This is a genomic window from Polaribacter sp. 11A2H (assembly GCF_011379025.1).
Taxonomy (GTDB): Bacteria; Bacteroidota; Bacteroidia; order Flavobacteriales; family Flavobacteriaceae; genus Polaribacter.
In genome coordinates, this window is record NZ_WTLD01000002.1 from 73847 (window position 1) to 90948 (window position 17102).

Consider the following 17102-nt stretch of genomic DNA (forward strand, 5'->3'; position numbering starts at 1 on the left):
AAGAGTAAAGGTTTAATTATAAACGAAAAACAGTAATAATTTAGTATGCCAACTATTCAACAATTAGTTCGTAAAGGAAGAACCAAAATAACTAAGAAGAGTAAATCGGCTGCTTTGTCGTCTTGTCCTCAAAGACGTGGAGTGTGTACTCGTGTTTATACTACAACACCAAAGAAACCTAATTCAGCAATGCGTAAAGTTGCCAGAGTTAGATTGACAAATGGTAATGAGATAAACGCATACATCCCAGGTGAAGGACATAACTTACAAGAGCACTCGATAGTATTAGTTAGAGGTGGAAGGGTAAAAGATTTACCAGGTGTTAAATATCACGTAGTACGTGGTGCATTAGATACAGCGGGAGTTGAGGGTAGAACCCAAAGACGTTCAAAGTATGGTGCAAAACGCCCAAAGAAGTAAGAGTTATCGGTAAAGGGTTATAGTGCTTTAAGGTGGTAGTTAGTAGTTTGAGTTTTTCTTGAGCTTTTAGCTGTTGGTTTAATGTTTTGTGACAAAGAGCTAGTAACAAATTAATTAACTTTTTTAATGTAAAAGACATGAGAAAAAGAGCAGCAAAAAAAAGAGTCTTATTACCGGATCCTAAATTTAACGATCAGTTAGTAACGCGTTTTGTGAATAACTTAATGTGGAGCGGTAAGAAGTCTGTAGCGTTTAAAGTGTTTTATGACGCTTTAGAGCTAGTAGAAGAAAGAAAAGGAGAAGACGAAGAGAAGTCGGCTTTAGAAATTTGGAAAGATGGTTTGTCTAATGTAATGCCTCACGTAGAAGTAAGATCTCGTCGTGTTGGTGGAGCAACATTCCAAATACCAATGCAAATTAGACCAGACCGTAAAGTGTCTATGGCTATTAAATGGATGATTTTGTATACTCGTAAGAGAAACGAAAAAACGATGGCACAGCGTTTAGCTGCTGAAATTTTAGCTGCGGCTAAAGAAGAAGGAGCTGCAGTTAAAAAACGTACTGACACTCACAAGATGGCAGAAGCAAATAAAGCGTTCTCACACTTCAGATTTTAATAGAAATGGCTAGAGATTTAAAATATACAAGAAATATTGGTATTGCTGCGCACATTGATGCTGGTAAGACTACAACAACAGAACGTGTATTGTTTTATACAGGTGTTTCTCACAAGATAGGTGAGGTGCATGATGGAGCAGCTACAATGGACTGGATGGAGCAAGAGCAGGAAAGAGGTATTACAATTACTTCTGCTGCAACTACTTGTACTTGGCAATTTCCAAAAGAAAATGCTGAAATACTTCCAGAGACTAAAGATTACCATTTTAATATTATTGATACTCCAGGTCACGTAGATTTTACTGTAGAAGTAAATAGATCATTACGTGTTTTGGATGGTTTAGTTTTCTTATTTTCTGCAGTTGATGGTGTTGAGCCTCAATCAGAAACTAACTGGAGACTTGCTGATAACTATAAAGTGCCTCGTATCGGATTTGTTAATAAAATGGACCGTCAAGGATCTGATTTTATGATGGTTTGTGGTCAGGTAAAAACTATGTTAGGTTCTAACGCTGTGCCAATTGTTTTAAACATTGGTGATGAAGAGAACTTTAAAGGTATTGTAGATCTAGTTAAAAATAGAGCTATTATATGGCATGAAGAAGGAATGGGTGCAACATTTGATGTTGTAGATATTCCTGAAGACTTAAAAGAAGAAGCTAAATTATTACGTGCAAACCTTATTGAAGAAGTTGCAAGTTATGATGAGAATCTTTTAGAGAAATTCATGGAAGATGAAAATTCTATTACAGAAGATGAAGTGCATGCTGCACTTAGAGCTGCTGTTATGGATATGGCAATCATTCCAATGATTTGTGGTTCTGCATTTAAAAACAAAGGTGTTCAGTTTCTTTTAGATGCTGTATGTCGTTACTTGCCTTCTCCTATGGATAAGGAAGGTATTATTGGTGTGAATCCAGATACAGAAGAAAAAGAATTACGTAAGCCAAGTGTAGATGAACCTTTTGCTGCTTTAGCATTTAAAATTGCTACTGACCCTTTTGTTGGTCGTTTAGCGTTTTTTAGAGCATATTCTGGTCGTTTAGATGCTGGTTCTTATGTTTTAAATAACCGTTCAGGTAAAAAAGAACGTATTTCTCGTATTTATCAAATGCATGCGAATAAGCAAAATGCAATTGATTATATTGAAGCTGGAGATATTGGAGCTGCTGTAGGTTTTAAATCTATTAAAACAGGAGATACTTTAACTGCTGAAAAATTCCCTCTTGTATTAGAGTCTATGGATTTTCCAGATCCAGTAATTGGTATTGCTGTTGAGCCTAAAACAAAAGCGGATGTAGATAAATTAGGAATTGGACTTGCTAAGTTAGCAGAAGAAGATCCTACTTTTACAGTGCGTTCAGACGAAGCTTCAGGACAGACTATTATTTCTGGAATGGGTGAGTTGCACTTAGATGTACTTGTAGATCGTTTAAAACGTGAGTTTAAGGTTGAAGTTAATCAAGGACAGCCTCAAGTTGAATATAAAGAAGCAATCACTGCTGTAACTGATCATAGAGAAGTTTATAAAAAGCAATCTGGTGGTCGTGGTAAATTTGCTGATATTGCATTTACAATAGGGCCTGCAGATGAAGGTGTTCAAGGATTACAATTCGATTCTGTTATTAAAGGTGGTAATGTTCCTAGAGAATTTGTTCCTTCTGTAGAGAAAGGATTCAGAGAAGCTATGAAGAATGGTCCATTAGCAGGATACGAAATGGATTCAATGAAAGTTACTTTAAGAGATGGGTCTTTCCACGCAGTGGATTCTGATGCATTATCTTTTGAGTTAGCTGCAAGAATGGGGTATAAAGCTTCTGCAAAATCTGCAAAAGCAAAAATCATGGAACCTTTAATGAAGGTAGAAGTGTTAACTCCAGAAGCTAACATGGGTGATATCGTTGGAGATTTAAATAGAAGAAGAGGTCAAGTTAACGACATGAGTGATCGTGCTGGATCTAAAGTTGTAAAAGCAATTGTTCCTTTATCTGAAATGTTTGGATATGTTACAGCTTTAAGAACTATGTCTTCTGGTAGAGCAACATCTACTATGGAATTTTCACATTATGCAGAAACTCCTTCTAATGTATCGGAAGAAGTAATTGCAAAATCTAAAGGTTAATCTACTTAATATTTACAAGATGAGTCAAAAAATTAGAATTAAATTAAAGTCTTACGATTACAATTTAGTAGATAAATCTGCTGAAAAAATTGTAAAGACGGTAAAAAGTACTGGTGCTGTTGTAAACGGACCAATACCATTACCAACACATAAAAAGATTTTCACTGTATTACGTTCTCCACACGTAAATAAAAAATCTAGAGAGCAATTTCAATTAGCTTCTTACAAAAGATTATTAGACATTTATAGTTCTTCTTCGAAAACTATTGATGCTTTAATGAAACTTGAGTTACCAAGTGGTGTTGAAGTAGAAATTAAAGTTTAATTAAACTTTAATTAAACTTTAATTGAAGTTCTCATGAAAGTGAGACTCTCTAAAAAAAAAGTAATTTTATATTAACTTTCGGTTTAATTTTGTTAAACCGAAAGTTTTTTATACTTTTGCAACCCGAAATAGAGTAGGGTGACGCTGTTTTTTGAGTAAAATTAAGAAATAGTAACATGTCCAGAGCGTTTCGCGAAGGAAAAACGGAAAAAACAAAATCAGCGTTGAATTTGTTTGCGCTGTTTTTTTTGGTCGAAATTTAAAGGACGAAAATGAAACAATTGTTTCAAAAAATAAATTATTAATATAGACGCGCTGGATAAATAGATCTATCGTCTAAAATTTTAACTAAATGTCTGGGTTAATAGGAAGAAAGATTGGGATGACCAGCTTATTCGATGAGAACGGGAAGAATATTCCTTGTACTGTAATCGAAGCAGGTCCTTGCGTTGTCACTCAGGTCAGAACCGAAGAGGTTGACGGCTATAGTGCGTTACAGCTTGGTTTCGATGACAAAAAAGCAAAAAGTTCTAACAAAGCGTTAGATGGCCACTTTAAAAAAGCTGGTACCACTGCTAAGAGAAAAGTCGTTGAATTTCAAGGATTTGAAGAGAGTTTTAAATTAGGAGATTCTATTACAGTAGGTCACTTTGAAGAAGGCGAGTTCGTTGATGTATCTGGTGTATCTAAAGGTAAAGGTTTTCAGGGTGTTGTAAAACGTCATGGTTTTGGTGGTGTAGGTCAAGCTACTCACGGACAGCATAACCGTTTAAGAGCTCCGGGTTCTATTGGTGCTGCGTCATATCCTGCAAGAGTATTCAAAGGAATGCGAATGGGAGGCCGTATGGGTGGAGATAAAGTGAAAGTACAAAACTTAAGAGTATTAAAAGTAGTTGCTGAAAAGAACTTACTTGTTGTTAAAGGAGCGATTCCTGGACACAAAAATGCTTTTGTAACTATTCAGAAATAATGGAAGTAGCAGTTTTAGATATTACAGGAAAAGATACAGGTAGAAAGGTTGAGCTTTCTAAAGATGTATTTGGAATAGAACCTAACGATCACGCAATTTATTTAGATGTAAAGCAATATTTGGCTAACCAACGTCAAGGAACGCATAAGTCTAAAGAAAGAGCAGAAATTACTGGTTCTACAAGAAAGATAAAAAAACAAAAAGGAACTGGTACTGCAAGAGCAGGATCTATCAAGTCTGGTGTTTTTAGAGGTGGAGGGCGTATGTTCGGTCCAAGACCAAGAAGTTATTCTTTTAAATTGAATAAAAACTTAAAGCGTTTAGCACGTAAGTCTGCTTTAAGTATTCAAGCAACAGATAATAACTTAGTAGTTATTGAGGATTTTGAATTTGATAGTCCAAAAACAAAAAACTTCACAAATTTATTAGGTGCATTAGCTTTAGATGCTAGAAGATCTTTATTTGTTTTGAACGGATTAAATACGAATGTGTATTTATCTTCTAGAAACTTAAAAGGTACTACAGTAATAAATGCTGCAGATTTAAATACTTATGGTATTTTAAATGCTAGTAAGATTATTATTACTGAAGGTTCTTTAGAAGGAATTAATACAAATTTAACCAAATAGGGATTCATAATGAGTATTTTAATAAAACCTATTATCACGGAAAAAGCAACAAATGATAGCGAAGTATATAATCGCTTTACATTTATTGTAGATAAAAAAGCTAATAAATTAGAAATCAAAGGAGCTGTAGAAGCAACTTACGGTGTTTCTATTTTAAGCGTTAAGACTTTAAACTATCCAATACAAAGAAATACTAAGTTTACTAAAAAAGGTTTAGTTACTGGTATTAAAAGTGGATACAAAAAGGCTGTCGTTCAAGTAGCAGAAGGAGAAAGCATTGATTTTTATAACAATCTTTAAGAAAAGACAAAAATGTCAGTTAGAAAATTAAAACCAATAACACCAGGTCAGCGTTTTAGAGTTGTAAATGGGTTCGACACCATAACAACTGATAAGCCGGAGAAAAGTTTACTTGCTCCGAAAAAACGATCTGGAGGTCGAAACAGTCAGGGTAGAATGACAACACGTAATATAGGTGGTGGTCATAAACAAAGATATCGTATTATCGATTTTAAAAGAGATAAAGCAGGTATTCCCGCAACAGTTAAAACTATAGAGTACGATCCAAATCGTACTGCATTTATTGCTTTACTTAGTTATGCTGATGGAGAAAAGCGTTATGTAATTGCACAAAACGGTTTAACAGTAGGTCAAACAATTGTAGCAGGTAGTGCTATTGCTCCAGAAATTGGAAATGCAATGTCATTAAGTGAAATTCCTTTAGGAACTGCAATTTCTTGTATTGAATTACGTCCAGGTCAAGGTGCCGTTATGGCTCGTTCTGCTGGTTCTTTTGCTCAATTAATGGCAAGAGACGGTAAGTATGCAACAGTTAAGTTACCTTCTGGTGAAACAAGATTAATCTTGTTAACATGTATGGCTACTATTGGAGTTGTATCTAATTCAGATCATCAATTATTAGTATCTGGTAAAGCAGGTAGAAGAAGATGGTTAGGTAGAAGACCAAGAGTTAACGCAGTAAGAATGAATCCTGTCGATCACCCAATGGGTGGTGGTGAAGGTCGTGCTTCTGGAGGTCATCCAAGATCTAGAAATGGTATTCCTGCTAAAGGATTTAAAACTAGATCTAAGACTAAAGCTAGTAATAAGTACATTATAGAACGTAGAAAGAAATAATAAGTTATGGCAAGATCATTAAAAAAAGGACCTTACGTTCACTATAAATTAGAGAAAAAAGTGTTAGCTAATGTAGAAGCTGGTAGCAAAACTGTAATTAAAACTTGGTCTAGAGCAAGTATGATTACTCCAGATTTTGTAGGACAAACTATTGCTGTTCATAACGGACGTCAGTTTGTACCAGTTTTTGTAACAGAAAACATGGTAGGGCATAAATTAGGCGAATTTTCACCAACTCGTTCTTTTAGAGGACACGCTGGTGCAAAAAATAAAGGAAAAAAATAGTAGGATATGGGAGTTCGTAAAAAAAACATGGCAGATCAGTTAAAAGCAGATAGAAAGCAACGTGCTTTCGCGAAGCTTACTAACTGTCCTACATCACCGAGAAAAATGCGTTTAGTCGCAGATCAGATAAGAGGAGTTGAAGTTGAAAAAGCTTTACAAATCTTAAAATTTAGCCCAAAAGAAGCTTCAATTAATTTAGAGAAATTGTTGTTGTCTGCAATTGCAAACTGGCAAGCTAAAAATGAAGAGGCATCTATAGAAGAGGCTAAATTATTTGTAAAAACAATTTGTGTTGATAGCGCAGGAATGTTAAAGAGATTAAGACCAGCTCCACAGGGGCGTGCACATAGAATTCGTAAGCGTTCTAATCACGTTACTTTAGAGTTAGGTAGTAAAAATTTAAGCAATTAATCAAAGTAGAAATGGGACAAAAAACTAATCCAATAGGAAATCGTTTAGGAATCATCAGAGGTTGGGAATCTAACTGGTACGGTGGTAATGACTACGGAGATAAATTAGCTGAAGATTTTAAAATAAGACAGTATGTAAATGCTAGATTATTTAAAGCAAGTGTTTCTAGAGTAATTATAGAGCGTACTTTAAAACTTGTAACCGTTACTATCACTACTGCACGTCCAGGTATCATTATTGGTAAAGGAGGTCAAGAGGTAGACAAGTTAAAAGAAGAGCTTAAGAAAATTACAGGTAAAGAAGTTCAAATTAATATTTTTGAAATTAAACGTCCAGAATTAGATGCAAAATTAGTTGCAGTTAGTGTTGCACGTCAAATTGAAAATAGAATTTCATACAAGAGAGCTACTAAGATGGCTATTCAGGCTACTATGCGTATGAACGCTGAAGGAATTAAAATTCAAATTTCAGGTCGTTTAAACGGAGCTGAAATGGCACGTTCAGAACATTATAAAGAAGGAAGAATTCCACTTTCTACTTTTAGAGCTGATATTGACTATGCACTTGTAGAAGCTCATACTCAATACGGAAGACTAGGTGTTAAAGTATGGATTATGAAGGGTGAAGTTTATGGAAAAAGAGAATTATCTCCATTAGTTGGCTTGTCTAAAAAACAAGGTGGTAATAAAGGTGGTGGTGATAGATCTAAACGTCCTCAACCTCGTAAAAGAAAATAATTTTTAAAATTAGAAATTAAAAATGTTACAGCCAAAAAGAGTAAAATACCGTAAGGTACAGAAGTCGAAAGGAAATATGACTGGTATTTCTGGTAGAGGAAATCAACTTTCTAATGGAATGTTTGGTATCAAATCACTAGACCAGAATTTATTAACTTCTCGTCAAATAGAAGCAGCTCGTATCGCGGCAACTCGTCATATGAAAAGAGAAGGTCAGTTATGGATTAAAGTATTTCCAGACAAGCCTATCACTAAGAAACCTTTAGAGGTACGTATGGGTAAGGGTAAAGGAGCACCAGATCATTTTGTTGCAGTTATTAAACCAGGTAGAATTTTGTTTGAAATCGGTGGAGTATCGATAGAAGTAGCAAAAGAAGCTTTACGTTTAGCAGCTCAAAAACTTCCTGTAAAAACGAAGTTTGTAGTAGCAAGAGATTTTGATATTAACGCATAATTCTAAATAAAATGAAACAATCTGAAGTAAAAGAATTATCTATAGCTGATCTTAATGAAAAGCTTGGAGCGTTGCAAAAGAATTATACTGATCTTAAAATGGCTCACGCAATAACTCCTTTGGAGAATCCATTGCAATTGAGAGGTTTAAGAAGAACTGTAGCAAGAATTGCAACAGAATTAACAAAAAGAGAATTACAATAATTCTATAGTCAGTTTTAAAGATGGAAAAAAGAAATCTTAGAAAAGAGAGAATTGGTGTTGTTTCTAGTAACAAAATGGAAAAATCTATTGTTGTTGCAGAAACTAAGAGAGTAAAGCACCCAATGTACGGTAAATTCGTATTAAAGACGAAGAAGTATGTTGCACACGACGAACAGAATGATTGCAACGAAGGAGATACTGTTAGGATCATGGAAACAAGACCTATGAGTAAATCTAAACGTTGGAGATTAGTAGAAATCCTAGAAAGAGCTAAATAATATGTTACAGACAGAATCAAGATTAAAAGTCGCAGATAACACTGGAGCAAAAGAAGTTTTAGTGATTAGAGTTTTAGGAGGAACAAGAAAACGTTACGCAAGTATTGGAGACAAGATTGTAGTAGCTGTTAAATCTGCAACTCCAAACGGAACTGTAAAAAAAGGTCAAGTATCTAGAGCAGTTGTTGTGAGAACGAAGAAAGAAGTAAGACGTAAAGACGGATCATACATCAGATTTGATGATAACGCTTGTGTACTTTTAAATCCTACAGAGGAGATGAGAGGAACTCGTGTATTTGGACCTGTTGCACGTGAGCTTCGTGAGAAACAATTCATGAAAATAGTATCATTAGCACCTGAAGTGCTTTAAATCATTATACAAGATGAAGAAGTTCAAATTAAAATCAGGAGATACTGTAAAAGTAATTGCAGGAGATCATAAAGGATCTGAAGGAAAGGTTTTACAAATCATTAAAGAGAAGGATAGAGTTTTAGTAGAAGGTGTTAACTTAGTTTCTAAGCACACTAAACCTAGCGCTCAAAACCCTCAAGGTGGTATTGTAAAGAAAGAAGCTTCACTTCATATATCTAACTTAATGTTAGTAGAAGATGGTGTAGCTGTGAGAGTAGGTTATAAGGTTGATGGAGATACTAAGACTAGAGTCTCTAAAAAAACTAAAAAATAAGAATAATCATGAGTTACGTACCAAGATTAAAAGCAGAATACAAGGAAAGAGTTATAAGTGCTCTTACTGAAGAATTCAGTTATAAGAATGTAATGCAAGTGCCAAAATTAGAAAAAATAGTTGTTTCTAAAGGTGTTGGTGCTGCAATTGCAGATAAGAAATTAATAGATTATGCTTTAGAAGAGTTGACTAAAATTACTGGTCAAAAGGCTGTTTCTACAATGTCTAAAAAAGATATTGCTGCATTTAAATTACGTAAAGGAATGCCAATTGGTGTTAAAGTTACTTTACGTGGAGATAAAATGTATGAATTTTTAGATAGATTAGTTACCGCTTCTTTACCACGTGTAAGAGACTTTAACGGTATAAAAGCTAATGGTTTTGATGGAAGAGGTAATTACAATTTAGGTATTACTGAACAAATCATCTACCCAGAGATTAATATTGATCAAGTTAAAAAAATTAGTGGAATGGATATTACATTTGTAACATCTGCAGCTACTGATAAAGAAGCTAAATCATTATTAGGAGAATTAGGTTTACCATTCAAAAAAAATTAAGAAATGGCTAAAGAATCAATGAAAGCGCGTGAGCGTAAGAGAGCAGCAACTGTTGCAAAATATGCTGAAAAGAGAAAAGCTTTAAAAGAAGCTGGAGACTATGATGCATTGCAAAAATTACCTAAAAACGCTTCACCAGTTAGAATGCATAATAGATGTAAATTAACTGGACGTCCAAAAGGATATATGAGACAATTTGGTTTATCTCGTGTTACTTTTAGAGAAATGGCCAATCAAGGTTTAATACCAGGTGTTAAAAAGGCATCTTGGTAGATAATTTTAAATAAAGCTCAAATATAAAAATAGAATGTGTATCTTTGCACGCTCTATTTTTTTTGAGTATAAGAATTTTAACTGATTATAGGTTCATTTATCACAGAGAAATCTGTAGCATAAATAGAGATATTTGAAAACCGTAATCGCAATTTTATATAAATATGTATACAGATCCAATCGCGGATTTTCTTACTAGAGTAAGAAATGCAATCGCAGCAGGACACAGAGTAGTGGAAATTCCGGCTTCAAACTTGAAGAAGGAAATGACTAAAATTTTGTTTGATCAAGGGTATATTTTAAGCTACCAGTTCAATGACGATAAAGTTCAAGGGACAATTAAGATCGCTTTAAAGTACGAAAGAGAAACAAAAGAATCAGTAATTAGAAAGATTCAACGAATCAGTACACCAGGTTTACGTAAATATGTTGGCTCTACAGAGATGCCAAGAGTATTAAACGGACTTGGAATTGCTATTGTTTCTACATCTAAGGGTGTAATGACAAACAAAAAAGCACGTCAAGAGAATGTTGGAGGAGAAGTTTTATGTTATGTTTATTAATCTATAGAAATGAGTAGAATTGGAAAAAATCCTGTTAGCATTTCACAAGGTGTAGATGTTAACGTAAAAGACAATGTTGTTACTGTTAAAGGGAAATTAGGTGAGTTAACTCAGACTATTTCTAAAGGAATTACAGTATCAATTGAAGATGGTATTATCACTTTAGATAGAGCATCAGAAAGTAAAGACCATAAAGCACAACATGGTTTAATGAGAGCTTTAATCGCAAATATGATTGAAGGTGTAAGTAAAGGTTGGACTAAAGATTTAGAATTGGTAGGTGTAGGTTATAGAGCATCTAATCAAGGACAAAAATTAGATTTAGCTTTAGGTTTCTCTCATAATATTGTTCTAGAGATAGCTCCAGAAGTTAAAATAGAAACAGTATCTGAGAAAGGGAAAAACCCGATCATTAAATTATCTTCATTTGACAAACAATTAGTTGGTCAAATAGCTGCAAAGATTCGTTCTTTCAGAGCACCAGAGCCTTATAAAGGTAAAGGAGTTAAGTTTGTTGGTGAAATATTAAGAAGAAAAGCAGGTAAATCTGCATAATATATAGCATTATGGCATTATCAAAGCTACAAAGAAGAGCTAGAATTAAGCGTAGAATTAGAAAAATTGTTTCTGGTACTGCTACTAAACCAAGATTATCGGTTTACAGAAGTAACAAGGAGATTTACGCTCAATTAGTAGACGATGTAAACGGAGTGACATTAGCTTCAGTTTCATCTAGAAATAAAGAAATAAACGCAAGTACTAAAATCGAGGCAGCTACAGCAGTTGGTAAATTAATCGCTGAAAAAGCTACTAAAGCAGGAGTTGAAACAATCGCTTTCGATAGAAACGGGTATTTATATCACGGTAGAGTTAAAGTATTAGCAGACGCTGCAAGAGAAGCGGGTTTAAAATTTTAAGAAATTATGCAAGGATATAAAAACGTAGAAAGAGTAAAACCTAGTGGGTTAGATCTTGTAGATAGATTAGTAGGAGTACAACGTGTTACTAAAGTAACAAAAGGTGGTAGAGCATTTGGTTTCTCTGCAATCGTAGTTGTTGGAGATAGTAATGGTGTTGTTGGACATGGTTTAGGTAAATCTAAAGATGTTGCATCTGCAATTGCAAAAGCAATTGAAGACGCAAAGAAAAATTTAGTTAGAATTCCTATTTTAGATGCAACTTTACCTCATGAACAAAAAGGTAAATTTGGTGGAGCTAAAGTTTTTCTTAAGCCTGCATCTCATGGTACTGGAGTTATTGCTGGTGGTGCTGTAAGGCACGTACTAGAGTCAGTTGGTATTCATGATGTATTATCAAAATCTCAAGGATCATCAAATCCTCATAACGTAGTTAAGGCAACTTTTAATGCTTTATTACAATTACGTAGTGCAGCAGGTATTGCTAAACAAAGAGGGATTTCTTTAGACAAAGTATTTAACGGATAAACCTAAGAACGATGGCAAGAATAAAAGTTACACAAGTAAAAAGTCAAATCGGACGTCTACAAAGTCAAAAGAGAACTTTAGAGGCATTAGGTTTACGTAAAATGAACCAAACTGTAGAGCATGAGGCAACTCCTTCTATAGTTGGTATGGTAAATACAGTTAAACACTTAGTTTCTTTCGAAGAAATTAAATAAGATATTTAAAAAAATGAGTTTACATAATTTAACACCGGCAGAAGGTTCCATTAAAAAAGGAAAAAGAATTGCAAGGGGTGAAGGATCTGGAAAAGGTGGTACCGCTACAAGAGGTCACAACGGACAGAAATCTCGTTCTGGTTATTCTAAAAAGATTGGTTTTGAGGGAGGGCAAATGCCGCTTCAAAGACGTGTACCAAAATTTGGTTTCACAAATATTAATCGTGTTGAATATCAAGGTATCAATATCGATAAATTACAATCTTTAGTTGATAGTGGAAAGATAACAGATACAGTTACTTTAGATACTTTAATTGCTAATAGATTGGCAAGGAAAAACGACTTAATTAAAATATTAGGGAGTGGTGAGTTAAAAGCTAAATTAAATATAACTGTACATAAATTTACAGCAACAGCAAAAGCAGCTATCGAAGCGGCTGGAGGAGAAGCTGTTACTTTATAACATCCCGTAAATGATGAATTTTATTAATAGATTAAAAGAGATTTTCAGTATTGAGGAGTTGAAAAATAAAATTCTTCTTACAATCGGTTTAATAGCTGTGTATCGTTTTATGGCTTCTGTTCCATTACCAGGAATAGATCCATTACAACTTTCAGCTTTAAAAGAGAGTACTTCTGGAGGTCTTTTAGGTTTATTGAATGCATTTACAGGAGGAGCATTTGCTAGAGCGTCAGTAATGGCACTTGGTATTATGCCTTATATTTCAGCGTCTATTGTTGTTCAGTTAATGGGAATTGCGGTTCCTTATTTACAAAAACTTCAAAAAGATGGCGAAAGTGGACGTAAAAAAATTACACAAATAACAAGATGGTTAACAATAGGTATTACGTTAGTGCAAGCACCTACGTATATTACTGCTATTAAAACTCAATTTGGTTTAGGACCAGAGGCTTTTTTAGTAAGTGGAGCTACTTTTTGGGTATCATCAATTATCATTTTAACCGCCGGAACAATTTTTGCAATGTGGTTAGGTGAGCGTATTACAGACAAAGGTGTTGGTAATGGTATTTCATTATTAATTACTGTAGGTATTATTGCTAACTTTCCAGCTGCATTTTTACAAGAGTTTGTTGCTAAAACAACAAATGCGGGTGCAGGTGGTATTATGATGGTTTTAATAGAAATGATTGTTTGGTTTGTAGTAATTTTATTAACTGTGCTATTAGTTACTGCGGTTCGAAAGATTGCAGTTCAATATGCTAGAAGAACAGTTGTAGGAAATGTTCAAAACGTTGCAGGTTCAAGAGATTATATTCCTTTGAAGTTAAATGCAGCAGGTGTTATGCCTATTATCTTTGCTCAAGCAATTATGTTTTTACCAGTTGCTTTGGCTCAGAGATTTCCAGCAATTGCTAGTTTACAGGATATGAATGGTTTATGGTACAATGTTATTTTTGCATTGTTAATTGTCATTTTTAGTTATTTCTATACTGCTATTACTATTCCTACGAATAAAATGGCGGATGATTTAAAAAGAAGTGGTGGTTTTATACCAGGAATTAGACCAGGAAAAGACACAGCAGATAGATTAGATTCTGTATTATCTAGAATTACGTTCCCAGGATCGTTATTTTTAGCAGCATTATCAATCTTACCATCAATTGTAGTTCAGTTTGGAGTACAACAGAGTTGGGCCATGTTTTATGGTGGTACATCATTAATAATTATGGTTGGAGTTGCAATTGATACGTTGCAACAAATTAATTCGTACTTATTAAATCGTCATTATGATGGTTTAATGAAAGCGGGAAATAGCAACAGAAAATCGAATAAATAATATGGCTAAACAATCAGCAATTCAGCAAGACGGAACAATTACAGAAGCATTATCTAATGCAATGTTTCGTGTAGAATTAGAAAATGGACATATTGTTACGGCACACATTTCTGGTAAAATGCGTATGCATTATATCAAATTATTACCTGGAGATAAGGTAAAATTAGAAATGAGCCCATACGATTTATCAAAGGCAAGAATTACTTACAGATACTAAAAAAACAAAACAGATGAAAGTTAGAGCATCAGTTAAAAAAAGAAGTGCCGACTGCAAAATAGTTCGCAGGAAAGGTAGATTATACGTGATTAATAAACAAAATCCTAGATTTAAACAAAGACAAGGGTAATGGCAAGAATAGCAGGTATTGATATTCCAAAGAATAAAAGAGGTGTTATCGCATTAACTTACATCTTTGGTATAGGAAGCAGCAGAGCAATTAAAGTTCTAGCAGAAGCAAAAGTAGATGAGAGCATTAAAGTTCAAGACTGGACAGATGATCAAATCGCAGCAATTAGAGAACAAGTAGGATCTTTCACTATTGAAGGTGAACTACGTTCTGAGGTACAGATTAACATCAAACGTTTGATGGATATCGGTTGTCAAAGAGGTATTCGTCATAGACTTGGTCTTCCTTTAAGAGGACAAAGAACTAAGAATAACTCTCGTACAAGAAAAGGTAAGAGAAAAACTGTAGCTAACAAGAAAAAATAAGTTAGATAAAGTAATAAAGATCTAATAATAGTCTTGACTATAAAGTTAGAAAACTAAATTACTAAAACTGAAAAATTATGGCAAAAGCAAGTTCAAAAAAGCGTAAAGTAATAATTGATGCTATTGGAGAGGCGCACGTAACTGCATCTTTTAACAACATCATTATTTCTTTAACAAATAAAAAAGGTGACGTTATTTCTTGGTCATCTGCAGGTAAAATGGGTTTTAGAGGTTCTAAAAAGAATACTCCATATGCAGCTCAATTAGCCGCAGAAGATTGTGCAAACGTTGCAAAAGAAGCAGGTTTACGTAAAGTAAAAGTGTATGTAAAAGGACCGGGTAATGGTAGAGAATCTGCTATTAGATCTATTCATAATGCAGGTATTGAAGTAACAGAAATTATTGATGTTACACCTATTCCTCATAATGGATGTCGTCCACCGAAGAGAAGAAGAGTATAATTTAATTTTTTAACTTGATAGGAACAAGATTATCGAAGGAGAAAGCCTTAATTCATAATCCCTATCTATAACAACAAAAGAAATGGCAAGATATACAGGACCAAAAACTAAAATTGCTCGTAAGTTTGGTGAAGCAATTTTTGGAGAAGATAAAAACTTCGAAAAAAGAAATTTCCCTCCAGGACAGCATGGAAATGCAAGAAGAAGAGGAAAGAAATCTGAATATGCAACTCAATTAATGGAGAAGCAAAAAGCGAAATATACTTATGGTATTTTAGAGCGTCAATTCAGTAACTTGTTTAAACAAGCACAAGCTGCTTCTGGGATTACAGGTGAAATCTTATTACAATTATGTGAATCTCGTTTAGATAACGTTGTTTACAGAATGGGTGTTTCTAACTCTAGAAGTGGAGCTCGTCAATTAGTTTCTCACAGACACATTACTGTTAATGGAGAAATAGTTAACATACCTTCTTATAGTTTAAATGAAGGAGATGTTGTAGCTGTAAGAGAGAAATCTAAATCTTTAAGTGCTATTGAAAATGCATTAGCTTCTAACAGCAATGTTTTCGAATGGTTAACTTGGAACACAGATACTAAATCTGGAACTTTTGTAAAAGCACCAGAAAGATTACAAATTCCAGAAAACATCAAAGAACAATTAATCGTAGAATTATATTCTAAGTAATAAATTAATCACATTGAAATTCGGCCAAAGGGTTTATAAACATTTCTTCACGTTTATAAACCGCGCAACCGAGTAACAATTAAAACGAAGAGAATGGCAATTTTAAATTTTCAAAAACCAGATAAGGTTATTATGATTGAATCTACTGATTTTACAGGTAGATTTGAGTTTAGACCTTTAGAACCAGGTTTTGGTTTAACAATAGGAAACGCTTTAAGAAGAGTTCTTTTATCTTCTTTAGAGGGGTTTGCAATTACATCATTAAGAATTGATGGTGTAGAGCATGAATTTTCTACTGTATCTGGAGTTGTAGAAGACGTTACAGAAATTATTTTAAACTTAAAACAAGTTCGTTTTAAGAAACAAATAGAAGAAACAGATAGAGAAACTGTATCTATTTCATTATCTGGTCAAGAGCAGTTTACTGCAGGAGACTTACAGAAATTTATCTCTGGTTTTCAAGTATTGAATCCAGATTTAGTAATTTGTAACATGGATAAGTCTGTAAAGTTAAATGCAGAAATTACTATAGAAAAAGGTAGAGGATTTGTGCCTGCAGAAGAAAATAAAAAAGCTTCAGCACCTATAGGAACAATCTTTACAGATTCTATCTACACACCAATTAAGAATGTAAAGTATGCAATCGAAAATTTTCGTGTAGAACAAAAAACGGATTATGAGAAATTAGTTTTCGATATCGATACTGATGGATCAATCAATCCAAAAGATGCATTAACTGAGGCTGCAAAAATATTAATACACCACTTTATGTTATTCTCTGATGAGCGTATCACTTTAGAGGCAGATGAAATTGCACAAACAGAAACGTATGATGAAGAGTCATTACATATGCGTCAGTTATTAAAAACTAGATTAATCGATATGGATTTATCTGTTAGAGCTTTAAATTGTTTAAAAGCTGCAGAAGTAGATACATTAGGAGATTTAGTTTCTTTTAACAAAAGTGATTTAATGAAGTTTAGAAACTTTGGTAAAAAATCATTAACAGAGCTAGAAGAATTAGTGATTGTTAAAGGTTTAAGTTTCGGTATGGATTTAACAAAATACAAATTAGATAGAGATTAATTTTTCATAATTTGCTCCTCATAACGAGTTGATGCAAGATGAAATT

31 protein-coding genes are annotated in these 17102 nt (G+C 33.8%); all 31 read left to right on the forward strand.

From position 1 onward, the window contains the following. Positions 1-45: 45 nt before the first annotated feature. The 31 genes from rpsL to GQS58_RS02925 all read left to right on the forward strand — a co-directional run bounded on the left by rpsL (position 46) and on the right by GQS58_RS02925 (position 17056). Entirely contained in the window at positions 46-420 is a 375-nt protein-coding gene (gene rpsL / locus GQS58_RS02775; RefSeq protein ID WP_018943587.1) for a 30S ribosomal protein S12, read from the forward strand. A gap of 137 nt (positions 421-557) precedes the next feature. Beyond that, entirely contained in the window at positions 558-1037 is a 480-nt protein-coding gene (gene rpsG, locus GQS58_RS02780) for a 30S ribosomal protein S7 (protein ID WP_087522435.1), read from the forward strand. Between the two features lie 5 nt (positions 1038-1042). Next, the gene (gene fusA / locus GQS58_RS02785) at positions 1043-3160 is read left to right on the forward strand and encodes an elongation factor G (RefSeq protein WP_166382656.1); all 2118 of its coding nucleotides are present in this window, start codon (positions 1043-1045) and stop codon (positions 3158-3160) included. 19 nt (positions 3161-3179) lie between these two features. Continuing rightward, positions 3180-3485: a 30S ribosomal protein S10 gene (gene rpsJ / locus GQS58_RS02790; protein ID WP_004568745.1), complete on the forward strand. Its 306-nt coding sequence runs from the start codon at positions 3180-3182 to the stop codon at positions 3483-3485. Positions 3486-3837: 352 nt separating this feature from the next. Continuing rightward, complete coding sequence (gene rplC / locus GQS58_RS02795) at positions 3838-4455, forward strand: 50S ribosomal protein L3 (protein WP_165732597.1); 618 nt, start codon at positions 3838-3840, stop codon at positions 4453-4455. Further along, entirely contained in the window at positions 4455-5084 is a 630-nt protein-coding gene (gene rplD / locus GQS58_RS02800; RefSeq protein ID WP_165732598.1) for a 50S ribosomal protein L4, read from the forward strand. The genes rplC and rplD overlap by 1 nt, the downstream gene beginning before the upstream one ends. A gap of 9 nt (positions 5085-5093) precedes the next feature. Beyond that, positions 5094-5384: a 50S ribosomal protein L23 gene (gene rplW, locus GQS58_RS02805; RefSeq protein WP_166382658.1), complete on the forward strand. Its 291-nt coding sequence runs from the start codon at positions 5094-5096 to the stop codon at positions 5382-5384. A 12-nt stretch (positions 5385-5396) separates the two neighbouring features. After that, the gene (gene rplB, locus GQS58_RS02810; protein WP_166382660.1) at positions 5397-6221 is read left to right on the forward strand and encodes a 50S ribosomal protein L2; all 825 of its coding nucleotides are present in this window, start codon (positions 5397-5399) and stop codon (positions 6219-6221) included. A 6-nt stretch (positions 6222-6227) separates the two neighbouring features. Beyond that, entirely contained in the window at positions 6228-6506 is a 279-nt protein-coding gene (gene rpsS, locus GQS58_RS02815) for a 30S ribosomal protein S19 (protein ID WP_068451508.1), read from the forward strand. A gap of 6 nt (positions 6507-6512) precedes the next feature. Then, the gene (rplV, locus tag GQS58_RS02820; RefSeq protein ID WP_166382662.1) at positions 6513-6917 is read left to right on the forward strand and encodes a 50S ribosomal protein L22; all 405 of its coding nucleotides are present in this window, start codon (positions 6513-6515) and stop codon (positions 6915-6917) included. Positions 6918-6928: 11 nt separating this feature from the next. Next, complete coding sequence (gene rpsC / locus GQS58_RS02825) at positions 6929-7654, forward strand: 30S ribosomal protein S3 (RefSeq protein WP_166382664.1); 726 nt, start codon at positions 6929-6931, stop codon at positions 7652-7654. Between the two features lie 22 nt (positions 7655-7676). Beyond that, complete coding sequence (rplP, locus tag GQS58_RS02830; RefSeq protein WP_165732601.1) at positions 7677-8108, forward strand: 50S ribosomal protein L16; 432 nt, start codon at positions 7677-7679, stop codon at positions 8106-8108. An 11-nt stretch (positions 8109-8119) separates the two neighbouring features. Then, entirely contained in the window at positions 8120-8311 is a 192-nt protein-coding gene (gene rpmC, locus GQS58_RS02835) for a 50S ribosomal protein L29 (protein WP_100947456.1), read from the forward strand. Positions 8312-8331: 20 nt separating this feature from the next. After that, the gene (gene rpsQ / locus GQS58_RS02840; protein WP_065320234.1) at positions 8332-8589 is read left to right on the forward strand and encodes a 30S ribosomal protein S17; all 258 of its coding nucleotides are present in this window, start codon (positions 8332-8334) and stop codon (positions 8587-8589) included. Between the two features lies 1 nt (position 8590). Beyond that, positions 8591-8959, forward strand: coding sequence for a 50S ribosomal protein L14 (gene rplN, locus GQS58_RS02845; RefSeq protein WP_068451523.1), 369 nt, complete (start codon positions 8591-8593; stop codon positions 8957-8959). A gap of 13 nt (positions 8960-8972) precedes the next feature. Beyond that, complete coding sequence (rplX, locus tag GQS58_RS02850) at positions 8973-9275, forward strand: 50S ribosomal protein L24 (RefSeq protein ID WP_068451526.1); 303 nt, start codon at positions 8973-8975, stop codon at positions 9273-9275. An 8-nt stretch (positions 9276-9283) separates the two neighbouring features. Next, on the forward strand, positions 9284-9835 hold the full coding sequence (gene rplE, locus GQS58_RS02855; protein WP_068451529.1) for a 50S ribosomal protein L5: 552 nt from the start codon (positions 9284-9286) through the stop codon (positions 9833-9835). A 3-nt stretch (positions 9836-9838) separates the two neighbouring features. Further along, a complete protein-coding gene (rpsN, locus tag GQS58_RS02860; protein WP_165732603.1) occupies positions 9839-10108 on the forward strand; it encodes a 30S ribosomal protein S14 in 270 nt (89 codons plus the stop codon). A 164-nt stretch (positions 10109-10272) separates the two neighbouring features. After that, positions 10273-10671, forward strand: coding sequence for a 30S ribosomal protein S8 (rpsH, locus tag GQS58_RS02865; RefSeq protein WP_068451535.1), 399 nt, complete (start codon positions 10273-10275; stop codon positions 10669-10671). Positions 10672-10680: 9 nt separating this feature from the next. Continuing rightward, on the forward strand, positions 10681-11226 hold the full coding sequence (rplF, locus tag GQS58_RS02870; RefSeq protein WP_166382666.1) for a 50S ribosomal protein L6: 546 nt from the start codon (positions 10681-10683) through the stop codon (positions 11224-11226). Positions 11227-11237: 11 nt separating this feature from the next. Further along, on the forward strand, positions 11238-11588 hold the full coding sequence (gene rplR / locus GQS58_RS02875; protein ID WP_165732605.1) for a 50S ribosomal protein L18: 351 nt from the start codon (positions 11238-11240) through the stop codon (positions 11586-11588). Between the two features lie 3 nt (positions 11589-11591). Then, positions 11592-12116 carry a 30S ribosomal protein S5 gene (gene rpsE, locus GQS58_RS02880; protein ID WP_166383213.1) on the forward strand — a complete coding sequence of 175 codons (525 nt, stop codon included), beginning with the start codon at positions 11592-11594 and terminating at the stop codon, positions 12114-12116. Positions 12117-12127: 11 nt separating this feature from the next. Then, the gene (gene rpmD / locus GQS58_RS02885) at positions 12128-12310 is read left to right on the forward strand and encodes a 50S ribosomal protein L30 (RefSeq protein ID WP_036783629.1); all 183 of its coding nucleotides are present in this window, start codon (positions 12128-12130) and stop codon (positions 12308-12310) included. Positions 12311-12323: 13 nt separating this feature from the next. Next, on the forward strand, positions 12324-12773 hold the full coding sequence (gene rplO / locus GQS58_RS02890) for a 50S ribosomal protein L15 (RefSeq protein ID WP_166382668.1): 450 nt from the start codon (positions 12324-12326) through the stop codon (positions 12771-12773). A 13-nt stretch (positions 12774-12786) separates the two neighbouring features. Then, on the forward strand, positions 12787-14109 hold the full coding sequence (secY, locus tag GQS58_RS02895) for a preprotein translocase subunit SecY (protein ID WP_166383215.1): 1323 nt from the start codon (positions 12787-12789) through the stop codon (positions 14107-14109). Between the two features lies 1 nt (position 14110). Next, positions 14111-14326 carry a translation initiation factor IF-1 gene (gene infA / locus GQS58_RS02900; protein WP_004568721.1) on the forward strand — a complete coding sequence of 72 codons (216 nt, stop codon included), beginning with the start codon at positions 14111-14113 and terminating at the stop codon, positions 14324-14326. A 13-nt stretch (positions 14327-14339) separates the two neighbouring features. Next, positions 14340-14456, forward strand: a complete 117-nt coding sequence (gene ykgO, locus GQS58_RS02905) for a type B 50S ribosomal protein L36 (RefSeq protein ID WP_004568720.1) — start codon at positions 14340-14342, stop codon at positions 14454-14456. Then, a complete protein-coding gene (gene rpsM, locus GQS58_RS02910) occupies positions 14456-14821 on the forward strand; it encodes a 30S ribosomal protein S13 (protein ID WP_166382670.1) in 366 nt (121 codons plus the stop codon). The genes ykgO and rpsM overlap by 1 nt, the downstream gene beginning before the upstream one ends. 77 nt (positions 14822-14898) lie before the next feature. Continuing rightward, positions 14899-15282, forward strand: a complete 384-nt coding sequence (rpsK, locus tag GQS58_RS02915; protein WP_036825729.1) for a 30S ribosomal protein S11 — start codon at positions 14899-14901, stop codon at positions 15280-15282. An 82-nt stretch (positions 15283-15364) separates the two neighbouring features. Beyond that, complete coding sequence (gene rpsD / locus GQS58_RS02920; RefSeq protein WP_166382672.1) at positions 15365-15970, forward strand: 30S ribosomal protein S4; 606 nt, start codon at positions 15365-15367, stop codon at positions 15968-15970. Positions 15971-16063: 93 nt separating this feature from the next. After that, entirely contained in the window at positions 16064-17056 is a 993-nt protein-coding gene (locus GQS58_RS02925; RefSeq protein WP_165732609.1) for a DNA-directed RNA polymerase subunit alpha, read from the forward strand. Positions 17057-17102 lie beyond the last annotated feature (46 nt).